Genomic DNA, 23,250 nt, shown 5'->3' with positions numbered 1-23,250 from the left:
ATACACAATGAATTAAAAATCCAATCACCTAAATACCAAAGAATAATGATACTAATAGTAAGTCAACATGCAGGAGAACACTCTACCGAAGAAGTAATTGATTGGTTGGATCATAAAAAAGCAGATTACTTCAGGTTGAATGGAAATGACCTGATAGAACATTGCAATTTCAAAATCGATGTGGCAAATAATAAAGCCACACTTAGTTTTCCTGAAAGAGAAATTGAACTTTCTAAGGTTAAAGCTTTTTGGTATAGAAGGTGGTTATCGGGAGCATATCATTACTCGAAATACGAGGAACTCATGGATACCCCATTTAATAAAATGAGGTTTTCACAAAAACTAAATAGTGAATTGCTTAAAATCAAAGAATATTTAAGATCCTCTCAAAAAGATAAACCTTGGTTATCTAACATGGAAAAGGTAAAGGTTAATAAACTTGATGTACTTCAAAAAGCAAAAAAATATGGAATAACTATTCCCGAAACGATAATAACCAATAGTAAAGAAGAGGTCATCAAATTTAAAAACGAACATGGATCAATAATCGTAAAAGCAATAAGCGAAGCCATGATGTTATCAAAAAATGGAACATCGTATTCTGCTTATACAGCAATCTTAACGGATGAGATTATCGAATCTTTACCAGATAAATTTTATGCATCATTACTTCAAAATACGGTCGAAAAGGAGTATGAACTCAGAATTTTTTATCTGGAAGGAGACTTCTACGGAATGGCTATTTTTTCTCAAAATGATAACCAGACTTCTGTAGATTTCAGACAATATAATCACCAAAAACCTAATAGACGAGTTCCTTTTAAATTACCCAAATCGATAGAAGATAAATTAACTCTTTTAATGAAAGATCTTGATCTTAACACAGGTTCTATCGACTTAATAAAAACAAAATCAGGAGATTATGTTTTCTTAGAAATTAATCCAGTAGGACAATTCGGAATGACCTCAGGGCCTTGCAATTACTATCTTGAAGAAAAAGTAGCAGATTTTCTAATTAAAAAAAGTGCATAATCTTTCTCTTATAACCGGGCTTATTTCAGAACATCTGATCTAACTAATAAAAAATGAACACATGAAGCATCAAAGTAAAACATCTGACAAAAAAAAATTGATAGACGATTTTAACGAAGAACAAAAAGAGTTGTTACCGCTTTCGCTTTGGGTCATGAATGAGGCAGAAAAAAAACTACCACATAATTCAGAGAGTTCAGGTTTTTATCGATCAGATTCGTCATACACTATATATTTTCATAAATCAATATCCAGAACCTTAATTTATTAAAACATGAAAAACTCAGACAAATTCTTTAAACTGTATGCTTCATGTTTACCGGTACTAGGGGCTAATAGGAGTACTATCTGCGATGTAGAGAGAAATAAGTTACATTTTATCCCCAACATTTTATGTGAGATCTTAATAGATCATGCTACAAAATCAATTGAAGAAATTAAGCAATTCTATAATAATGAGGCAGATGATATTATAGACGAGTATTTCGATTTTTTAATCCAACATGAGCTCATCTTCTTTACAGAAGAACCTGATTTATTTCCTCCTCTTGATCTTACGTGGAAATCACCTTCTATTATCACCAATGCTTTGATTGATGTAGATTCTACATCTGAGCATGATTTTTTAAAAATATTCAAAGAGCTCGATGAGTTTAATTGTAAAGCATTAGAAATTAGGTTTTTCGAAGAAACTTCTATTTCTAAAGTGAATCAAATTTTAACAATCTGTAAACACGGAAGACTTAGCAGTATTGATTTGTTATTAAAATATTCTGATGAAATTCAAAAAAAAGAATTAGAACATCTGTCCAACACATATAAAAAAGTAACCAGCATAACAATTCATACTGCACCAGAAAAAGATCAATATTCTTTTCAAACGGGGTCAATGGCTACTAATATATTGTTCACTACACAAAACATAAATTCATCAAATCATTGTGGGGTTATTAGCACCCATTACTTTTCTGTAAATCAAGAATTCTTTTTAGAATCACAAAAACATAATTCCTGTTTAAATCGAAAAATATCTATTGACACTCAAGGAGATATTAAGAACTGTCCATCAATGCCAAAAAGTTATGGCAACATCAATACTACTTCTCTAAGTGAAGTAGTACAAAAAGATGGCTTCAAAAAATACTGGACCATCACTAAAGATCAAATAGACATTTGTAAAGATTGTGAGTTCAGACATGTTTGTACAGATTGTAGAGCTTATACCAAAAATTCTAATAGCCTATTTTCAAAGCCATTAAAATGCGGTTATGATCCATATACAAATGAATGGAAAGAATGGAGTACAAATCCATTGAAGCATAAATCTATAGAAGAGCATAGTCTAGTTAACCTTTAAATCTAAACAAATTGGTAAAGTTTCCACACTACAAACAAGGTGATTTTAAAGATTGCGGACCTACTTGTATTAGAATCGTAGCAAAATACTATGAAAAAAATATTGCCATACAAGTACTTAGAAAGCTAAGCGAAACCACCAGAACAGGAAGTAACCTCCTCTCTATTAGTCATGCAGCAGAAAAAGTTGGATTTCGAAGTCTAGGAGTTAAAATTTCGTTATTAGAAATTGTAGAAGCCCCATTACCCTGTATTCTACACTGGAATAGAAATCACTATGTTATTTTATACAAAATAAAAAAAAACAAATACTATATTTCTGATCCTGCTCATGGATTACTAGTATATAACAAAGATGAGTTTTTAAAACATTGGATCGGTTCTAATGTTACAGAAAACACTCAAGAAGGTCTGGCATTATTACTAGAGCCGACACCTAAACTATTTGATCAAAATTTTGATGAAGAACAGAAAGGTATTGGGTTTTCATTTATTTCCAAATATATATTACGGTATAAAAAGTTTTTGGCACAACTTATTTTTGGGTTAATTGCAGGAAGTCTACTTCAACTCATTTTTCCTTTCCTTACCCAAAGTATAGTAGACGTTGGGATTAAAAATCAAGATTTAAACTTTGTATATCTCATACTCATCGCTCAGGTATTTTTATTCATTGGTAGAATAAGTATCGAACTGATAAGAAGTTGGATATTACTTCACCTTAGTACACGTATTAATATATCATTAATATCTGATTTCTTTATTAAGCTAATGAGTTTGCCTATTTCCTTTTTCGACACCAAAATGACAGGAGATATTCTACAACGTATCAACGATCATAGTCGCATTGAGCGAATTCTTACGACTTCTTCACTAAATGTACTATTCTCAATGGTTAATTTATTGATATTTGGCGTTGTACTGGCATATTACAGTCTGAAGATAGTTGCAATTTTTCTTCTGGGAAGTGTACTATATTTTCTTTGGATTTTAATTTTTCTAAAAAAAAGAGCTGATCTGGATTACAAAAGGTTTTCACAGGTGAGTCAGGAACAAAGCAAGGTAATTGAGTTAATAAATGGGATGCAGGAAATAAAACTGCACAATGCAGAAAAGCAAAAAAGATGGGGTTGGGAATTTTTGCAAGCCAGGCTATTCAAAATTTCTATAGATGGCTTAGCATTAGAACAGTATCAAAATGTTGGTTCAGGTTTCATAAATGAATTAAAAAACATTCTTATTACCGTTTTCTCCGCACAACTGGTTATTATGGGAGATATAACACTTGGGATGATGCTTGCTATAACCTATATTGTTGGCCAACTTAACTCTCCTATTTCACAGCTCATTGGTTTTATAAGAGAATTACAGGATGCAAGAATATCTTTGGATAGATTAAGTGAAATCCATAGTAAAGATGATGAAGAACCCAGAGATGAACAAAAAATCAATTATACTTCTGAACATACAGATTTTTTAATTAAAGACGCTACTTTCAGGTATATCGGAACTGAAAAACCTGTTTTAGAAAATTTAGATCTCAACATTCCTGCAAATAAAGTTACAGCAATAGTAGGCGTAAGTGGTAGTGGTAAAACTACTCTGGTAAAACTACTATTAAAATTCTATGAATTAGAAGAAGGTGAGATTTATGCCGAAAATTATAATCTAAAAAATATATCTCAGCAATTCTGGAGAGCTAACTGTGGAGTTGTAATGCAAGAAGGTTTCATTTTTAATGATACAATAGCTAATAACATAGCGATAGGAGAAGATTTTATAGATAAAAAGAAACTAGAACACGCAGTAGACATTGCTAATATTCAAGGCTTTATAGAATCCCTTCCTTTATCCTATAATACAAAAATCGGTTCGGAAGGCGTAGGTTTAAGTACTGGACAAAAACAACGTTTATTAATCGCAAGAGCTGTCTATAAAAACCCGAAAATCCTGTTTTTTGACGAAGCAACCAGTGCATTGGATGCTAATAACGAAAAGGTAATCATGGAAAATCTTAATCGTTTTTTCGAAAATAAAACGGTAGTCGTAGTAGCTCACAGGTTAAGCACTGTAAAAAATGCTCACCAGATCGTGGTTTTAGATAAGGGTAAAATTGTAGAAAAAGGAAATCATCAGGAACTAATAGAACAACAAGGAAACTATTATAACCTTGTTAAAAATCAACTAGAATTAGGGCAATAACATGGCAAGAAAAATCGATGAAATAGAACTAAGAAGTGAAGAAGTTCAGGAAATACTATCTAGTGTACCAAATTGGATGATTCGATGGGGTAGCTTAGTATTATTGTTATTAGTAATTATGTTATTACTCATGTCTTATATAATCAAATATCCAGATATTGTTAGTTCTGAAAGTCTAATAACCACAGAAATTCCTCCGGAAAAAATATTTGCAAAAACGAATGAAAAAATAGAAGCTATATTAGTGCATGATAATGCTATTGTAAAAGAAAAAACTCCCTTAGCAATATTAAAAAGCAATGCCAATTACAAGGATATTTTCTTGTTAAAATCAATTATAGATACTATTAATCTGGGTAATGATGTTTTTCATTTTCCTTTTGATAAACTTCCGATACTATCCTTAGGCGATATCCATACAGATTTTATATTATTTGAAAACAGTTATTCTAAATATATTTTAAACAAAAAACTACAGCCATTTGATAATGAACAAATTGCTAACAAATTTTCTATGATAGCACTACAACAAAGGTTAGGTAATACTATTACACAACAAAGACATAGTGAGAAAGAGATTATGCTTAAGAAAAAAGAGATACTCCGGCACCAAAAATTATTTGATAAAGGTGTGATATCATTACAAGAGTTTGAACATAAAAAGTTAGAGTTTCTACAAACAGAGCGAAACTATGAAACTATGAATATTTCGATAACACAAATAGAACAAGCTATTAGTACTCTAAAAAAGAACACAAAAGGTACAGAAATCAATAAAACAAAAGAAGAAATTACTCTTTTGCAAGATGTAATTCATTCATTTAATCAATTAAAGAAGTCTATAAATAGTTGGGAATTACTTTATGTTTTAAAATCAAATATCGAAGGTAGAGTATCTTTTTTAAACTACTGGAGTACATCTCAGACAGTGTCTTCTGGAGATTTAATTTTCTCAATAATCCCTAGTGAAAACACAAAATTAATAGGAAAGTTAAAAGCTCCTTCTCAAAACTCTGGTAAAATAAAAAATGGTCAAAAAGTAAATATAAAATTAGAGAACTACCCACATAATGAGTTCGGGATTATAGAAGGTACTATTAAAAAAGTATCATTGCTTCCTGATCCAGAAGGTTTTTATTTAATTGACGTCTCTCTACCTAATAAATTAATTACCAGCTATAAGAAAGAAATTGATTTCAAACAGGAAATGAAGGGTTCTGGAGAAATCATCACCGAGGATCTAAGATTAATAGAACGTTTTTTCTATCAGTTCAAAAAACTGGTAACACCTGATCGTTATACCTATACAGGATCAGAAGATGACAAAGAAGATAAAGCGTAATACGAATTAATTCAAATATCTTATTTCTCTTAAAGAAGAATAAAGACGCCTATCCCAATAAAGACAATAATCTGAAGCCATTTTAGAACAACCCCTATTCTTGAACTCTTTTTTAAATACTCTGCAATAGATCCTGCCAGAACTGCTACCAAACCAAAAATAACAAACGAAACCACAATAAAAAGAAATCCAAGTATATAAAACTGTACTACGTTACTTATTGTATTACTAAATAAAAACCCTGGGAAAAATGCTAAAAAGAATATAGATACCTTAGGGTTTAACACATTCATTACAAATCCCTGTTTAAATAATTGTCCGAGGCTTTTCTTTGGCATACTATTTTCTGAAAGACTTACTGAAGCTTCACTTCTAAATACTTTATAAGCCAGAAAAAACAAATACAACGCTCCGAATAGTTTAATGATAAAAAAGAGCATTTCACTCTGTTTAATAATTGCAGATACACCAAAAGCAACCAATGTAGTGTGTATTATACACCCAGACATTAGACCCGTTACCACAGCTAACCCATACTTTTTGCCATTTACCACACTTTGCATTAATACAAATATATTATCGGGCCCTGGTGAGAGTGCCAATGCAGATGTAGCAAGAACAAAAGTGTAGAGAATTTCGTAGTTCATATGCTAAAGGACCTAGTTACTAAGTAGTGCTTTATTAATATCCTTGATTAATTTAGGCCCTTCATATATAAAACCAGTATATATTTGTACCAGACTTGCTCCAGCTTCTAATTTTTCTATAGCATCGGTAGCACTATGTATTCCTCCTACTCCAATAATCGGAAACGCTTTGTTACTTTTTTCTGACAAATATTTAATTACCTCTGTACTTCTATTTTTTATAGGTTGACCACTCAATCCGCCATTACCTATAGTTTCTAATCTATTTTTAGAAGTCTTTAGTCCTTCTCTGGACACAGAAGTATTACTAGCGATGACACCATCTAAATTAGTCTCGGCTACCAATTCTATGATTTCGTCCAATTGATTTGTATTTAGATCCGGTGCAATCTTCAATACAATAGGTTTTTGTTTTTCGAACGTTCTATTTTCTTGTTGTACTGCTACTATTAATTCGTTTAAATATTCTTTATCATTTAGCTTGGCATGACTCCCTACATTTGGGCAACTCACATTTAGAACAAAATAATCTACATATGGATGTAATATTCGAAAACACTCTAAGTAATCTTTGGTATAATTCTCTGGTAACGTATCTGTATTCTTTCCTATATTTCCTCCTATAATAAGTTTGCCTTTATTTTTTCGAAGTTGATTTACAACTGCTTCAAGACCTTTATTATTAAATCCCATTCTATTGATAATCCCCTGATCTTCTTTAAGTCTGAACAGCCTTTTTTTTGGATTACCTACCTGACCTTTGGGAGTCACCGTTCCTATTTCAATAAACCCAAATCCAAAATTAGCTAATTCATTATATAAAACTGCATTCTTATCAAATCCAGCAGCTAGTCCCACAGGGTTATTAAATTTTAATCCAAAAACTTCTCGTTCTAATTTTGGGTCATTTACCTTATATAAGTTTCTAAAAATTGATGGTACTAAAGGAATTTTTGAAAAAACCCGAATCATTCTAAAAGTAAAATGGTGTACATTTTCTGGATCAAACAAGAATAATAGAGGGCGTAGTAAGAATTTATACATTAAATATAATTTTGCTTGTGCAAAAATAAGTTATCCAAGGTTCTAATAAAAGTGTATTTTTGAATTCTTCAGATATTAAAATAGTAGAAGTGATGATTTCAAAACAGCATATCATAAATAGGTTTATAAGTTATGTAACTATTGATACCGAAAGTGACCCCGAAAGTAATACAACTCCCAGTACCAAAAAGCAGTGGGATCTTGCTAATAAACTAGTCGAAGATTTAAAAGATATTGGCTTAGAAGACGTAAATATAGATGAGCATGCTTATATCATGGCTACATTACCATCTAATATTGATCAGAAAGTGCCTACTATTGGTTTTATATCGCATTTTGACACTAGCCCTGATTTTACTGGTGCAAATGTAAATCCACAGATTGTAGAAAATTATGATGGTAAAGATATCACACTAAACGCATCAGAAAATATTATACTCTCTCCAGATTATTTTGAAGATTTAATACAGTATAAAGGTCAGACACTTATTACTACAGACGGCACAACACTTTTGGGAGCCGATGATAAGGCGGGGATTACAGAAATAATAACCGCAATGGAATATCTTATACAACATCCTGAGATTAAACATGGAAAAATTCGAATAGGATTTACTCCTGATGAAGAGATTGGTCGTGGTGCTCATAAGTTTGATGTTTCAAAATTTGGCGCAGATTGGGCCTACACCATGGATGGTAGCCAAATTGGAGAGCTTGAATATGAGAATTTTAATGCCGCTGGTGCTGTGGTAACAGTAAAAGGAAAAATCGTACATCCTGGTTATGCAAAAGGAAAAATGATTAATAGTATGTACATCGCACAGGATTTTATCAATTCATTACCAAGAATGGAGACTCCCGAGCATACAAGCGGTCGAGAAGGTTTTTTTCATTTGCACAATATAAAAGGTAATGTCGAAGAAACTCAATTACAGTATATCATCAGAGATCATGATAAAGAACATTTTGAAGCCAGAAAAAAGGTGATGATAAATCTGACAAATGAGATTAACACTCAACATGCCAAAGAGGTTGTACATATAGAAATTAAAGATCAGTATTTTAACATGCGAGAAAAAGTAGAGCCTGTAATGCATATTGTAGATATTGCAGAAGAGGCTATGAAATCTCTTGATATTACTCCGATTATAAAACCAATACGAGGAGGAACCGATGGATCGCAATTAAGCTTTATGGGATTGCCATGTCCAAACATTTTTGCGGGAGGGCATAATTTTCATGGGCGATACGAATATGTTCCTGCAGAGAGTATGATTAAAGCTGTCGAGGTAATCGTTAAAATTGCCGAGTTAACAGCAAAGAAGTAAGTTAGCAATTTACCAGATTAAAAGTTGCTGGGATATTGTTTTCCTATGTATTCGTCTTTAATTATTATAGAATATAATTAATACATATATAAAACAAAAAAGCGCGGTAAAATTAAATTAATTTCATCGCGCTTTTAACAAGTAGGCTAGTTATTACTTCTTATCTGCCGGTTGATTTAATTTCTGACTCATCTCCAACGAAATTGCAGACTTATCATAAGTTAATTTACCCGATCCTGTTTCAATAATAATAGCATTATTTTTTTCACTGAAGTCAAAAACTTTACCATGAAGGCCGCTTTTTGTTACTACACGATCTCCTTTTTTAAGATCTTCAGCAAATTTTTTCTCCTTTTTTGCTTTTTGCATCTGTGGTCGTATCATAAAAAAATACATTACAACAAATATTAGTATAAAAGGAAGAAATGATTGTATTTGATCCATAAATTATTCGCTTACTGGTGTTCCACTTACAGGTTTAGCCTTTGGAGTTACCATAGCTTTAATTTTAAGAATTTCTTTTCCAGCTTCTGTGTTAGCAGTTATAGTAACTTGCTTAGCTTGCTGATTTGGTTTTCCGTTAGAGTTAAACTTAACTAACATCTCTCCGGTAGCTCCTGGAGCAATTGGATCCTTTGGCCATTCTGGCACAGTACATCCACAACTACCTTTTGCACTTACAATTACCAAAGGTGCTTTACCAGTATTGGTAAATGCAAACTTATGCTCTACAACATCTCCTTCGTTGATAGTTCCAAAATCGTGTTCAGTTTTAGTAAAAGTCATCACAGGATAATCTGCATTCTTTGCGTCACGATCTGCTGCTATTTCTACATTTTCTTCTTTAACTTTTTCTGCGGCATTGTCTTTACAAGACATAACTGTCATAGCAAAAACTCCGGCTAAAATTAAGATTCCTTTTTTCATTACTTGGGTTTTTTAATTATTTGAGCGTTAAAAATACTATTTTTTCTAAATATTACATTAATCCACGACCTACTTTGTTTAATTTCCCGTTTTCTTGGTACTCTTTAGAGATTTTATCTAAAATTCCATTGATAAAAATACTACTTTTAGGTGTACTATATTCTTTTGCTATTTCTAAATATTCGTTAATTGTTACTTTTACCGGTATTGAAGGGAACTTTACAAACTCGCAAATAGCCATTTTTATGATAGCTTTATCCAACTCAGCAATACGATCTTGATCCCAATTAGGTGTTTTACCATCAATTTCTTTTGCAAACTCTACACTATTAAGTGTTGTTTTTCTAAAAATATCAGTTGCAAATTTTTTATCATCTATATCTTTATATAGCTTTGGTAGTATCATTTGCTCATCATGAGACGGCTTAACTTTTCTAAGCATTTTGATAATAGAAGTATTTACCAGTGGTAGATCATCAATCCAAGTTAACTTTTTATCTTCAATATATTCGTAAAGCTTATCATTGGGAGCTATAATCTCTTTAAAAACATCGAGTATAAAATCCTTATCTTCTCTAAAAGAGCTAAGCTTAGTACTCATATAATCTTCATACAACTCACTTTCTTTAATCTCTTTCCATAATATAGCCACATACTCATCATCCAATTCCCAGCAATTCAGTTTTTTCTTCTCAATTTCTGTTTTGAGTTGAATATTTTTTTCTAACAATAACAGAGCTTCGTTATTGATAAATTTGGTGTTAGGATTTTTTTCTTCGGAAGTAGCAAGATATTTTTTTTGGCTTTTTGCCAAAAAATCTTCTGCGTGTTTTCTAATTTCTATCAGAAGCTGAAGATTTATAATAAATAATTCATACATCTGATCAATACTAAAAAGAAGAAATTTCTCTTCTTTTCCTAGATTGTCACTTTGCGTCTGCTCCATCGAATAGAGAGACTGCATTACTTTTACTCTAATATGTCTTCTGGTTAACATAGAAAATTACAAAGAACTTTATATTAAAAAAGGGCAAAAGTATATTTTAACTTTTGCCCTGCAAAAATACTATTATTTTTAATCGTACCTACCTTAAAGCTTCTTTTTTTATAAGGTAATTGTATTTTAAAAATTTATCGGTTTCTCCTTGGTTCTATAACAATTGAGAACCAGTTTTTTACTTATTAAGGATGGTAACAAACAATTATGGTGATCAAAAATTCACTTTTCTTGTGTTACAAAACCGTTTTTAATTTTTTAAAGATATGCTTACTTTTCTTTTTTTCTAGCTGCAATTCTATCTTCTGCTATACTAATTGCTGCTGTATTTGTGGTTACGTTGGTTGCTTTTGCTTTATTTAAAATATCTAAAGTAGTATCGTAAATATTCTCGGTTTTTGCTATTATTTGATCTCTACCATATCCTTCTATCTCTGCATATACATTTATAATACCTCCTGCATTAATTAGGAAATCGGGAGCATACACAATTCCTTTCTTTTGTAATAACGGGCCATGAATATTTTCATTAGCTAATTGATTATTTGCCGCTCCGGCAATTACTTTTACATTTAGCTTATTAATTGTTTTATCATTAACAGTCGCACCAAGAGCACAAGGAGCATAAATATCTGCTGTTTCTGCATATAGATCATCTCCTCTATAAATATCAACACCATACTTAGTACTTACTGCTTCGAGTCTTTCTTGGTTGATATCGCTAATTATTACTTTAGCTCCTTCTTCAGAGGTTAAACGTACCAGTTCTTCTCCTACATGTCCAATTCCCTGAACCAAAATTCGTTTTCCTTCCAATCCATCGTTTCCGTAGGCAAATTTACTAGCTGCTTTCATTCCCATATACACGCCATAAGCTGTAACAGGAGAAGGATTTCCTGCCCCTCCTTTTGATTCGGATATTCCTGTTACATAAGGAGTAACTTCTCTTACGGTATCCATATCAGAGGTTTCCATACCTACATCTTCTGCAGTATAGTACTTACCACCCAGAGTATGTACAAATTTCCCAAAGCGTTTCATTAGCTCTGGTGTTTTTATTTTTTTCGGATCTCCGATGATTACAGCTTTTCCTCCTCCAAGGTTCAAACCTGTAATAGCAGCTTTATAAGTCATTCCTCGTGATAACCTCAATACATCATTAAGCGCATCCCACTCTGTTGCATAGTCATACATTCTAGTACCTCCTAAAGCAGGTCCTAAAATTGTGTTATGTACACCAATTATTGCCTTCAATCCTGTATCTTTGTCCTGACAAAAAACAACTTGTTCGTGATTATCAAAAGATAGTTGACCAAATACTGGAGCTTCTTTTTTAAGTTGATTTGCAGTAAACACTTCGGTTATCATGTTATAAAATTTTTTAATATTACAATTATATTATACTCAAAATAAGGGTGCTAAAATAGCATATTTTTATCAATTTGAAATTTAACACTGTTAAACTTTACGGATTTATTAATAAATCTGCTTTTAAATATTAATCTTTTATGCGCGCATTACGCCATCTGAACAAATACTTTTTAAAATACAAATACCGACTTATTATTGGGTTGGTGATTACCATAATCGCAAGAGTTTTCGCTACAATAGTCCCTACGTTAGTTGGCGACTCTGTAGATGTTGTAGAACAATATATTAATAATGAAATTACTGATATCGCCGAAGTAAAAAGCGGACTTATTATAAATATTCTTCTTATTGTAGGAGCATTACTTATTTCTGCATTATTCACTTTTTTAATGCGTCAAACTTTTATAGTAGTTTCTAGATTTATTGAGTTTGATCTTAAAAATGAGGTATTTCAACATTATGAAAAACTATCTCTCAATTTTTATAAGAAAAACAGAACAGGTGATCTTATGAATCGTATTAGTGAAGATGTATCCAGAGTTAGAATGTATGTTGGTCCTGCGATTATGTATAGCGTTAACACTATTACTTTATTTGTTGTTGTGATAGGATATATGATCAGTATTGCTCCTGAGCTTACTTTATATACTGTTACTCCTTTACCCATATTATCGGTATCCATTTATAAATTAAGTGTTGCTATTCATAAACGTAGTACTGTAGTACAAGAGTTTTTATCTAAACTAACCACTTTTACTCAAGAGTCCTTTAGTGGTATCTCTGTAATTAAAGCATACAGTCTGGAATCTCCTACTCAGAAAAATTTCACCGAATTATCTGATAAGAGTAAGGATAAGAATCTTGACCTGGCCAAAGTACAGGCTCTATTTTTCCCTCTAATGGTTTTACTTATTGGTTTTAGCAATATTTTGGTTATTTATATCGGTGGAAAGCAATTTATCGATGGCACCATACAAGATCTCGGTGTTATTGTAGAATTTATCATTTTTGTCAATATGCTTACCTGGCCTGTAGCGACTGTTGGATGGGTTAGTTCTATTGTTCAGCAAGCAGAAGCCTCGCAAGTAAGAATAAACGAATTTCTTAGTCAAGAACCAGAGATCACTAATACAGTAACTCAAAAAACACCAATTACAGGAAATATTAATTTTGATAATGTTTCTTTTACTTATGATGATACTAATATCACTGCTCTAAAAAACATAAGTTTTGAAGTTAAAAATGGAGAAACAATTGGTATTATAGGAAAAACAGGTTCTGGAAAATCAACAATATTAGATCTCATAGGCAGGCTTTATGATGTTTCATCCGGAGAAATACGAATGGATGGAGTTCCTCTAAAAAACCTCAACTTAATCAACTTGAGAGAGAGTATCGGTTATGTCCCACAGGATGCATTTTTATTTAGTGATAGTATACAGAATAATATAAAATTTGGTAATGAGAAAGCTACCGACGACCAAGTATATGAAGCTGCCAAAAATGCTGTAGTCCATAAAAACATAATAGGTTTTAGTAAAGGGTATGATACTGTTTTAGGAGAACGAGGAATCACATTATCTGGAGGTCAAAAACAACGTGTTTCTATTGCAAGAGCAATACTTAAAAATCCATCTGTACTCCTTTTTGATGATTGCTTATCTGCTGTAGATACTGAAACAGAAGAGGAAATTCTTAACAATCTTCATAAGATTTCTAAGAATAAGACTACTTTTATCGTAAGTCATAGGGTATCTACTGCAAAAAATGCAAATAAAATTATTGTCTTAGAAGATGGTAAAATAATCCAGCAAGGCACTCATAATCAACTAATAAGCACTGATGGATATTATAAAGATCTCTATTTAAAACAACTTAGTGAAAAAGAAATTTGAGTTTTTTTTGTGAGGTTAACAATTTTTTTGGATTTTTGAAACCATCATAACATATTAATTAATTAATAAATACGGATTATGAGTGATAATGAAATGATGGATAAAGAAGAAATTTTCTCAAAAGTTTTACGAGCAGGAAGAAGAACATACTTCTTTGACGTAAGAGCTACAAAAGCAGGAGATTATTATCTAACAATAACGGAAAGTAAAAAGTTCACCAATGATGATGGATCTTTTCACTATAAGAAACATAAGATTTACCTTTACAAAGAAGATTTTGTTGGTTTTACAGAGATCTTAAATGAAATGACTCACTTCATTGTCGATGAAAAAGGAGAAGAAGTAATAAGTGAACGACACCAGAAAGATTTTCAGAAATCATATGAAAAAGATGAAGTTGATAATAACGTTACAGAAGAAGTTACTGCATCTACAGAAAGCTTTACAGACGTAAGTTTTGACGACATCTAGAATAATACTATAAGACTTTAAGTTAAAGTTATGTAAACCGCTTCATTCACTGAAGCGGTTTTTTTTATATTCACCCATCAAAAATAATTACCAAAAAATAAAACGCATGAAATATATCTTTACTGTTTTTTTTGCATTATTAAACTTTGTTTCTTTCTCTCAAGATGATCTATCATTAGGGTATTATCTTCCAAAAAATGTTACTTACAATCCTGAGATTCCTACTCCGCAAAGTGTACTTGGTTATGTACCTGGGAAATGGCATGTAACCCATGATAAGCTTGTTAGCTACATGAAAACTCTTGCCAAAGCATCATCCAGAATAACAATTGAAGATAGAGGAAAAACTTTTGAAGATCGCCCTATATTATTACTAACGATAACCTCAGAAAAAAACCACCAGAATCTTCAGGAAATACAAAAAAAACATATAGAACTCACCCAAAATGGTTCTGATGTATTAAATATAGAAAACTTACCCGCAATTGTATATCAAGGATTTTCTATTCATGGTAATGAACCTAGTGGTGCCAATGCATCGTTAGTAGCAGCATACTATCTTGCTGCTGCACAGGGAAAAGAAATAGACGACCTTTTAGACAACGTTGTTATTTTACTTGATCCCTCATTTAATCCTGATGGTTTGCAACGTTTTGCTTATTGGGCAAATACAAATAAAAGCAAAAACATTAGTACAGATCCTCAAGATCGTGAATACAGTGAAGTATGGCCTGGAGGTAGAACAAATCATTATTGGTTTGATATGAATCGCGATTGGTTGCCAGTACAATTACCAGAATCCAGAGCTCGCATCAATACTTTTCATAAATGGTATCCAAATATTCTTACCGATCATCATGAAATGGGATCTAATAGCACTTTCTTTTTTCAACCTGGAATTCAATCACGAACACATCCTTTAACTCCAAAATTAAATCAAAAACTCACTAAAAAGATTGGTAATTATCATGCCAAAGCATTAGATAATATTGGTTCGCTATATTATACCGAAGAGAATTTTGATGACTTTTATTATGGTAAAGGATCTACTTTCCCTGACATTAATGGGAGTATTGGTATTTTATTTGAGCAAGGTAGTTCTCGGGGTCATGCCCAGCAGACTGATAATGGATTACTTACTTTTCCTTTTACCATAAGAAATCAATTTACCGCAGCACTTTCTACATTAGAAGCTGCAAAATCTATGCGTAAAGAGTTATTAGAGTATAAACGAAGTTTTTACAACAACGCAAGAAAAGAATTAACTAAAAATGCTTATGTTTTTGGTAACGAAAAAGATGCAGCTTCATCTTACCATCTTGCTGAAATTCTTAAAAGACATCAAGTCAAATTATATGAACTTAAACAAGATGTAGCCATTCAAGGCAATTTTTTCAAAAAAGAATATAGCTATATTGTCCCTAAGAATCAGCGACAAAAAAGATTATTAAAAGCTATTTTTGAAAAAAGAACAACATTTCAAGATAGTCTTTTTTATGATGTTTCTGCCTGGACATTCCCTTTGGCCTTTAATTTAGATTATTCTGAAAACGCAGCTATTTCTAATATAGGTAATGAAATATCAGACCTCACATATCGAAAGATCAAGTCCGTTAACAAAAGTAATTATGCATACTTAATACAATGGCATGAGTACTACACACCAAAAGCTTTATATGAGATTCTAGCGAATGGATTGCGAGCCAAAGTTGGGATGAAACCTTTTTCATTAGAAAATAACGATTATGACTATGGCACAATTTTAATTCCGGTTCAGAATCAAAAATTAAATAAAGAAGAGCTACATAAATTATTACAAAAAATAGCTGCCGAGAATCATATTGATATTACTAGTGTTTCTACAGGTCTTACCAAGGGAATTGACCTTGGAAGTAATCAATTTCGTGCTTTATCACTTCCTAGAATAGGTTTGTTTACCGGTAGCGGAATCACACCTTATGACGCTGGAGAAATCTGGCATTTAATGGATCAACGTTATGATATTCCTATTACAAAATTAGAAACGGGTAGTTTTGGTAGACTTACATTATCAAAATATACACATATTGTATTACCAAATAGCTGGAGACAGTCTTTTGATAAAGAAAAAGCAGAAAAGTTAAAAACGTGGGTTCGCAATGGCGGAACACTAATTGGGTATAGAAATGCCGCCCAATTCTTTAAGAATAATGAATTCATGAAAATCGAATTTGCTACTCCAAAAAATGATGCGAAAAATATATCCTTTGAGCAAAAACAAGATTTTAATGGGGCACAAGTAATTGGCGGGGCAATTTTTGAAGCCGAAATAGATCGTTCTCATCCCATTAATTTTGGATATAAGAATGATAAGATTTCACTATTCAGAAATACAAAATTATTTATTAAACCAGATAAACAGAGTTACAACAACCCAATTCGATATACAAAAAAACCATTGCTGAGTGGATACATTAGTAAAAAGAATTTGGATTCATTATCTGGTACAGTTCCTTTTAGACATAATGATCTAGGAAAAGGAAATATAATCCTGTTTACCGATAACACCAATTTTAGAGCTTTTTGGTATGGAACCAATAAATTACTAATGAATGCTATTTTCTTTAGTGATGAAATGTAAGAAGTATGAAGCGAACTACTCATCTTGATTTTTTTCATACTGTAGCTATACTATTCAAAAAAGGTATCATATGGATTAAAAACTTTGGATTTTGGCAAATAGAAAAAAATCAAGATGAGTTCTAGTGTTTAAAATTGTGAATCACTATTGTAACTAAGGTCTGTTTTTGTAGACTTATATAGTATAATATTGTAATTTCGAAGTTCTCAAAAACAGAAAATCATGGCTCGTACTCCTTCTAATATGTTACCTCTTGGTACTATTGCACCCGATTTTACGCTTGTAGATTCTATTACCAATAATAAGTATTCTCTAAACGATATAAAAGGTAAAAAAGGAACTGTGGTTATGTTTATCTGTAATCATTGCCCTTTTGTGATTCATGTTAACGAAGAAATAGTACGTATTGCTAATGACTACCGGGTTCAGGGGTTTGGTTTTGTTGCTATTAGTAGTAATGATATTGAAAAATATCCTCAGGATGCTCCTAAAGAAATGTGGAGAACCGCTCAAAAAAACAAATATACGTTTCCATATCTATTTGATGAAACTCAGGATATCGCCAAAGTATACGATGCTGCCTGCACCCCTGATTTTTATCTATTTGACTCAGAATCAAAACTCATTTATCGAGGACAACTTGATGATTCCCGACCTGGAAACGGAATTCCAGTAAATGGTCGTGACCTGCGTCAAGCACTTGATGCAGTACTTCGTAATGCCAAAGTTTCTGAAGAACAAAAACCTAGTATAGGTTGCAATATAAAATGGAAAGAATAAATCTAATCTAGAAAAATTACTACAACTATCGTAGCTTTAAAATATGCAAGAAGTAGTTTTTAAAAAATGCTCTGCTAATGACATCAATGAGTTAATAAAAATAAGTCAACAATTCTACCCTGAGCACTATGCTCATATCTGGAAAAATAATGATCCTAGTTATTATGTAAATCTAAGTTTTAATCAAAAAGCTTTTAAAGAAGATTTTGAGACAGCCACCATTACCTATTTTTTGATTCAAAAAGCAAATAAATCTTTGGGGTTGTTAAAAATCAAAAAGCACCAGGCTATTAAGGGTTTTGATGCAGCTATAGTATTACAACTAGAGAAAATATACCTTTTAAAAGCATCTACGGGCTTAGGAATTGGCAAAAAGGGAATTGAGTTCATTAAAAACTATGCAATTAATGTCGGTAAAAAAATAGTTTGGCTAGATGTAATGAGTACTAGTCCAGCACTAAGTTTTTATAAAAAAATGGGATTTAATACGGTTTCTTTTTATGATTTGGATTATCCTGGTCTAAAAGATGAACATAGAGAAATGCAAAGAATGGTATTATCTCTTTAAATTAGAATTGGGCTATACTTTGTAAATGTGCAAAGTGATGATTACCATGCCATGCATAGATACCTATATCTTCTCCTAGTGAAATTGTAATATCTCCTTCTGGGTGTATAAACTCTTTTTTAAGATCATGAGTAGATAAACCTTTTAAGAAATACACCCATTTAGCATGTAAAGCTTGTATCAAGTCTAAAGACAAATGAATTGGCGCTGATTTGGTATCAAATAATTCAGCCCATAATTGCTGATCATACGCCTTTATCATAGGCCTATTTTCTGTTAATGCCCACTTAAATCGAATATATCCATTATGGTGACTATCGTGAATATGATGTATTACTTGCCTGGCGGTCCACCCCCCGTCGCGATACTGTGTTTCTAATTGTTTTTCACTAAAAGTGGAAACTAGATTTGATAATTTCGCAGGTAATTCTTCTACATCAGATATCCATTTTTCGATATGATCCGAAGTTATAATTTTCGGACATTCAAATTTTCCAATAGGATATCTTAAATCCATAGTTTAAAAATCATTCTACTTTAGCATAAACAAACTCTTCTTTAGAAAAAAGATCTGTCAATGTAAGCATATTATCATTTAGGTTATCGATTTTATATCTATAAATACGGTCATCCATAGGGAAAAAACAAACCAATACTCCTCCATCTTCTATTCTGGTTTTCAAACGATTTGCAAATTTACCATTGTAAAAATTAAATCGAATCGTTCCTTCAAAAATCAAATAATCATCTGTATTCTGAATAAAAAGCCATTTTCCTTGCAATGCATCATAAGTCCCTCTATTATAGAATTTGTTATCCAATAGAGCTTTCATTTTATATGCATACTTGATAAATTCTTCTTCGGGCTCCATACCATCCAAAGGCTGGCCGATTTCCTTTTTTTCTAATTCTTCATCATTCCTAAAAAAATGCTTCGACTCATATTTGGTAAAAGCACTAGAATAATCCATAATTCGTTGACCACTTTCGTTCTTTGTTTCCAAATATGGTCGTTGTTTGTAGTTTACATGAATAAGTTGATCATTCCAAAAGTAAAATGTAGTTACAACATCTGCTGTTCTGGTACCAACTTTTCTAACAATCTTTTTGAGACGTTCATGTTCATAATATCCGTTAAGTTCTGCGCCATGATCAGCCATCTTATCAAGAAACTCTTCTGGGTCTAAGAAAAAAGTTTCAAATTCTATATAACCATCTATCATCTCTATTTGATCATTGATGTTTACCAGAATATCCGCTTTATCTTGACCGAGAGCAAGATGAATATTACACAGAATAAAAAAAGTAATAAGTCCTTGTTTCATATCTAGGGGGTATGCAATTTGGGTTAAAATATAAATAAAAGAGGATTTAAACCTCCTAATATTCTTTTTTAACAAAATGATTTTAAAAAAACCGCAATGTTAAAAATAATAAAAAATAATGTTAAAAAAAATACAATTCATTAAAAATAAAGCTTTTAATATAAAAAACTACTAAGGATATGATAATTTACATCTATACTATTATCACATTATTATCAAATAATAAATATGGAGAGTCTATTTTTATATACTAGATAAAAACAAGCAATAAAAAAGTCCCTTTGTTAGGGACTTTCTAAATTTTATATGTAATGAAACCAAAGTTATTTCACTTCTACCAACTCAACATCAAAAATAAGTGTTGCGTTAGGTGGAATAACTCCTCCTGCACCTCGATCTCCATATCCAAGGTATGGTGGAATCACAAATCTTGCTTTATCTCCTACTTGTAACAGCGCAATGCCTTCATCCCATCCAGGAATTACTTGTCCCACTCCTAATGGAAAGTCAATAGGCTGATTACGTTTATATGAAGAATCAAATACCGTGCCATCGGTCAAACTCCCTTTGTAATGCACAGAAACAGTCTTTTCTTTTTCTGCCTTTACTCCATCTCCATTTTGAATAATTTTATATCTCAAACCACTATCGGTTTTCTCAAATCCAGCAGCAAGTTCTTCTAATAGATCGTCAGTTTTTTTTCTGGCAGCAGCTTCTCTTTCTGCTTTAGCTCCATTAAAACTTCTAAAAGTTTCAACAGCATTAAAACTTTCGGCTTCTGTTCCTACTCTCTGGATCTCTATAGATTCGATTTCATCGCCTTGTTCTATAGTATTTACAATCTCTAACCCTTCTACTACCTTACCAAAAACAGTATGTTTTCCATCCAACCAAGATGTTTCTACATGAGTAATAAAAAACTGACTTCCGTTTGTTCCCGGGCCAGCATTAGCCATAGATAATACTCCTGGACCATCGTGCTTTAAATCTGAATGAATTTCATCATCAAATTGATATCCTGGTCCACCAGCTCCAGTTCCTTGAGGATCTCCTCCCTGAATCATAAAATCTGCAATCACTCTATGAAATTTTAATCCATCGTAATATGGTTTTCCTTGAGGGATAGCCTGATTTTCTATCGATCCTTCTGCGAGGCCAACAAAATTACCAACAGTTCCTGGTGTTTTTTTATATTCTAGATTTACCAATATACTTCCTTTTGAAGTATTGAATTTTGCGTATAATCCTTCTTGCATAACAGCGTGTTTTTTAGCTTTTTAATTTTAAGTTGCAAAGATAAGTAATTGTTAATGGTTTTAATTTAAAAACAGAACAAAGAAATATTTTTTTTACAGCTCAAAAAAGCCTTTAAAACAAGGCAATCAAACAATTAACAAATAATTAAGGGTAACATTAATCTATAAAAAGATATAAATAAGTAGACATAAAACTTGAATGTCTTTAAACAATCAAGAGAACATAAATTCTTAAAACTAAAACCATGTTAAAAACCATTTTAAAATTAAACGGGGTACAGGCAATGAGTAAAAACAAACAAAGCAAAATTCAAGGAGGTTTGGGACGTCACCGCTGCTTTTGGGATACAGACGCTATCTGCTGCGGAACTGCCAATTGGCAATGTGGAATAGGCCCACACAGCGGTGGATATTGGGTTGGGGGTATATGTAATTGTGCCTAAACTATTGATTAAATCATAAAACAAACCTATCAAAGAATGAGACTGTCTATAGCTTTTATATAGGCAGTCTTTTTATTTAAGTTTAAACAAATTGCAAACACAGGAAATTGTAGGTGGTTTATTATAATATTTTGTGTTCTTAAAAAGAAAATGCATTAAGTTTTAGAAAAACTAATGAATTAGTACGGTTCTAACAATATTCTTAGCTTAAATTTAAATGAATATTTATAATCATAATCTCCGATCATCCTGAATAACATCAATATTTTTGAACACAACGACACATTTAATAAGAATATAACATAAAAACAAGGTAACATTTTACATTATTACTACATTATATAGTAAACACATTTATTAACCATATCTGTACCCCTATATCTATTAAAAAAAACCAAAAACGGAATATCAAGTTAATAACACGCTCTAAGTCTAAGAACAATTCGAAGTAACAAATCAATAAAAAAACCTTTTCTTTTGACGCAAAACCATATTTTTTTAAAAGAAAGTTCCAGCACCTCCAAAATACTAGTTCATATTGGGAATGAGCATATTGCAGTGGATATAAATGACATTATTAAATGTGAGGCAGATGGCAACTATAGTCTTTTTACAGCATCCAATAAATCAACTTATTTAGTTTCGAAATCTTTAAAATATTATGAAGGCTTATTATCTAAAAAAGGATTCTTTAGAGCAAATAGATCAACATTGATTAATATTAACCAAATTCACTCTATATACAAAAAAGAAGCTATCACTCTGAGCAATAAAGAAAGAATAGTTGTTTCTATACGTAATAAACCAAAGTTAATAGAATTAATAAAAAATCTCTCATAAATTAATGTAGAATAATTTTTTCACATATATAGAGCTCTTTAAGTTATTTTCTAAAACACTTGATGTCGAAAACTTAAGCCAGAATCTTAATCAAGTAACTGAAAATAAAAAGACTGCCTAAGTATTTTTAGACAGCCTCTTATCAAATGATTAATACCTTCTTACTTAATCACTTTCACTATTACAAAATAAAGTAACAGGATAGAGGTTTTATTATGCGCAAGGGTTAACAGACATACAACCTGCAGGAACTCCGGGAATACCTACACAATAAGAAAGTTCTAAAGTAGGAACAGTAGGACGAGAATCTCTACCTCCAATTATTTTTGAACTATTCAATTTAGAGATCGTTTTTTTGTTTAAATTTAAATTAGATAACTTCTTTTTTTTCATGATTAAAAATTTTAATTGTTATTAAATAAATAAGTATTCTTCATAAATATTTTCACTTGCTTTCTACTTATCAAAAATGGTATGGATCTATTTTAAGGCATCAGACATACCATGAGCTAAACTGAGATTATAGCTCTGCGTACCTATGATTTCATCTAATACCCGACAGCTTTTTAATTCCGTTTTCCTCTTTTATTGATAAGTACTGCAGGTGTTTCAATAATTCCAACAAGAAATCCATATAGAGAGATTTTATTTTTTTTTGTATTTTTTAACTGTTTCTCTAATTTATTTATACAATTCAAAATTTCGTATATAGTTAAAAAAAATTAATCCCTCAATGCTTTAATTTCTCAGATACAATGGATGATTTAATTTATTTCTCACAAACTAATTACACTTATATCGTATAA

22 protein-coding genes are annotated in these 23,250 nt (G+C 31.5%); 12 read left to right on the top strand and 10 right to left on the bottom strand.

The genetic code is table 11. The features are described from left to right. The first annotated feature begins 45 nt into the window (after positions 1–45). From gwsG to AAFU52_RS15170, 5 genes are all read left to right on the top strand, one after another. On the top strand, positions 46–1,032 hold the full coding sequence (gwsG, locus tag AAFU52_RS15190) for a grasp-with-spasm system ATP-grasp peptide maturase (RefSeq protein WP_438422463.1): 987 nt from the start codon (positions 46–48) through the stop codon (positions 1,030–1,032). A 61-nt stretch (positions 1,033–1,093) separates the two neighbouring features. Next, positions 1,094–1,303 carry a hypothetical protein gene (locus tag AAFU52_RS15185; protein WP_438422462.1) on the top strand — a complete coding sequence of 70 codons (210 nt, stop codon included), beginning with the start codon at positions 1,094–1,096 and terminating at the stop codon, positions 1,301–1,303. 3 nt (positions 1,304–1,306) lie between these two features. Then, entirely contained in the window at positions 1,307–2,389 is a 1,083-nt protein-coding gene (gwsS, locus tag AAFU52_RS15180; protein ID WP_438422461.1) for a grasp-with-spasm system SPASM domain peptide maturase, read from the top strand. 11 nt (positions 2,390–2,400) lie between these two features. Further along, positions 2,401–4,590, top strand: a complete 2,190-nt coding sequence (locus AAFU52_RS15175) for a peptidase domain-containing ABC transporter (protein WP_438422460.1) — start codon at positions 2,401–2,403, stop codon at positions 4,588–4,590. A gap of 1 nt (position 4,591) precedes the next feature. After that, a complete protein-coding gene (locus AAFU52_RS15170; protein WP_438422459.1) occupies positions 4,592–5,932 on the top strand; it encodes an HlyD family efflux transporter periplasmic adaptor subunit in 1,341 nt (446 codons plus the stop codon). Between the two features lie 29 nt (positions 5,933–5,961). On the opposite strand, the gene AAFU52_RS15165 is transcribed toward AAFU52_RS15170, so the two are convergent. Continuing rightward, positions 5,962–6,579 carry a LysE family translocator gene (locus tag AAFU52_RS15165; RefSeq protein ID WP_438422458.1) on the bottom strand — a complete coding sequence of 206 codons (618 nt, stop codon included), beginning with the start codon at positions 6,577–6,579 and terminating at the stop codon, positions 5,962–5,964. A 12-nt stretch (positions 6,580–6,591) separates the two neighbouring features. Then, positions 6,592–7,623, bottom strand: a complete 1,032-nt coding sequence (locus AAFU52_RS15160; protein WP_438422457.1) for a quinone-dependent dihydroorotate dehydrogenase — start codon at positions 7,621–7,623, stop codon at positions 6,592–6,594. Between the two features lie 92 nt (positions 7,624–7,715). Between AAFU52_RS15160 and pepT the strand changes: the two genes are divergently transcribed. After that, positions 7,716–8,951 (top strand): peptidase T, encoded by a 1,236-nt coding sequence (gene pepT, locus AAFU52_RS15155; RefSeq protein ID WP_024768810.1) that lies wholly within the window; start codon positions 7,716–7,718, stop codon positions 8,949–8,951. Positions 8,952–9,104: 153 nt separating this feature from the next. Here pepT and yajC read toward each other — a convergent pair whose 3' ends face one another. The 4 genes from yajC to AAFU52_RS15135 form a co-directional block, all read right to left on the bottom strand. Further along, on the bottom strand, positions 9,105–9,395 hold the full coding sequence (yajC, locus tag AAFU52_RS15150; RefSeq protein WP_024768811.1) for a preprotein translocase subunit YajC: 291 nt from the start codon (positions 9,393–9,395) through the stop codon (positions 9,105–9,107). 3 nt (positions 9,396–9,398) lie between these two features. Continuing rightward, positions 9,399–9,878: a DUF1573 domain-containing protein gene (locus AAFU52_RS15145; RefSeq protein ID WP_024768812.1), complete on the bottom strand. Its 480-nt coding sequence runs from the start codon at positions 9,876–9,878 to the stop codon at positions 9,399–9,401. Between the two features lie 52 nt (positions 9,879–9,930). Further along, the gene (nusB, locus tag AAFU52_RS15140; RefSeq protein ID WP_024768813.1) at positions 9,931–10,875 is read right to left on the bottom strand and encodes a transcription antitermination factor NusB; all 945 of its coding nucleotides are present in this window, start codon (positions 10,873–10,875) and stop codon (positions 9,931–9,933) included. Positions 10,876–11,145: 270 nt separating this feature from the next. Further along, positions 11,146–12,243: a Glu/Leu/Phe/Val family dehydrogenase gene (locus AAFU52_RS15135; RefSeq protein ID WP_024768814.1), complete on the bottom strand. Its 1,098-nt coding sequence runs from the start codon at positions 12,241–12,243 to the stop codon at positions 11,146–11,148. 140 nt (positions 12,244–12,383) lie between these two features. Here AAFU52_RS15135 and AAFU52_RS15130 point away from each other — a divergent pair, with 140 nt between their 5' ends. The 5 genes from AAFU52_RS15130 (at position 12,384) to AAFU52_RS15110 (ending at position 18,580) form a co-directional block, all read left to right on the top strand. Beyond that, positions 12,384–14,141: an ABC transporter ATP-binding protein gene (locus AAFU52_RS15130; protein WP_438422456.1), complete on the top strand. Its 1,758-nt coding sequence runs from the start codon at positions 12,384–12,386 to the stop codon at positions 14,139–14,141. 78 nt (positions 14,142–14,219) lie between these two features. Then, positions 14,220–14,612, top strand: a complete 393-nt coding sequence (locus tag AAFU52_RS15125; RefSeq protein ID WP_438422455.1) for a PUR family DNA/RNA-binding protein — start codon at positions 14,220–14,222, stop codon at positions 14,610–14,612. 106 nt (positions 14,613–14,718) lie between these two features. Further along, positions 14,719–17,232 (top strand): M14 family zinc carboxypeptidase, encoded by a 2,514-nt coding sequence (locus tag AAFU52_RS15120; RefSeq protein ID WP_438422454.1) that lies wholly within the window; start codon positions 14,719–14,721, stop codon positions 17,230–17,232. A 222-nt stretch (positions 17,233–17,454) separates the two neighbouring features. Beyond that, positions 17,455–18,012, top strand: coding sequence for a thioredoxin family protein (locus AAFU52_RS15115; protein ID WP_438422453.1), 558 nt, complete (start codon positions 17,455–17,457; stop codon positions 18,010–18,012). A 43-nt stretch (positions 18,013–18,055) separates the two neighbouring features. Continuing rightward, entirely contained in the window at positions 18,056–18,580 is a 525-nt protein-coding gene (locus tag AAFU52_RS15110; protein WP_438422452.1) for a GNAT family N-acetyltransferase, read from the top strand. A 1-nt stretch (position 18,581) separates the two neighbouring features. Here the strand turns inward: AAFU52_RS15110 and AAFU52_RS15105 are convergent, their stop codons facing one another. The 3 genes from AAFU52_RS15105 to AAFU52_RS15095 form a co-directional block, all read right to left on the bottom strand. Beyond that, positions 18,582–19,097, bottom strand: a complete 516-nt coding sequence (locus AAFU52_RS15105; protein ID WP_024768820.1) for a YfiT family bacillithiol transferase — start codon at positions 19,095–19,097, stop codon at positions 18,582–18,584. A gap of 10 nt (positions 19,098–19,107) precedes the next feature. Continuing rightward, positions 19,108–19,905 (bottom strand): hypothetical protein, encoded by a 798-nt coding sequence (locus AAFU52_RS15100; protein ID WP_438422451.1) that lies wholly within the window; start codon positions 19,903–19,905, stop codon positions 19,108–19,110. A 323-nt stretch (positions 19,906–20,228) separates the two neighbouring features. Beyond that, complete coding sequence (locus AAFU52_RS15095; RefSeq protein WP_024768822.1) at positions 20,229–21,161, bottom strand: peptidylprolyl isomerase; 933 nt, start codon at positions 21,159–21,161, stop codon at positions 20,229–20,231. Positions 21,162–22,081: 920 nt separating this feature from the next. Here AAFU52_RS15095 and AAFU52_RS15090 point away from each other — a divergent pair. Beyond that, positions 22,082–22,444, top strand: coding sequence for a LytR/AlgR family response regulator transcription factor (locus tag AAFU52_RS15090; protein WP_024768824.1), 363 nt, complete (start codon positions 22,082–22,084; stop codon positions 22,442–22,444). 213 nt (positions 22,445–22,657) lie between these two features. Here the strand turns inward: AAFU52_RS15090 and AAFU52_RS15085 are convergent, their stop codons facing one another. Continuing rightward, positions 22,658–22,837: a class I lanthipeptide gene (locus tag AAFU52_RS15085; protein WP_024768825.1), complete on the bottom strand. Its 180-nt coding sequence runs from the start codon at positions 22,835–22,837 to the stop codon at positions 22,658–22,660. Positions 22,838–23,250 lie beyond the last annotated feature (413 nt).

The organism is Aquimarina macrocephali, assembly GCF_051627225.1.
GTDB lineage: Bacteria > Bacteroidota > Bacteroidia > Flavobacteriales > Flavobacteriaceae > Aquimarina > Aquimarina macrocephali.
Note: the sequence above shows the minus strand (reverse complement) of the source record. Positions and strands in the feature narration are given on the sequence as shown.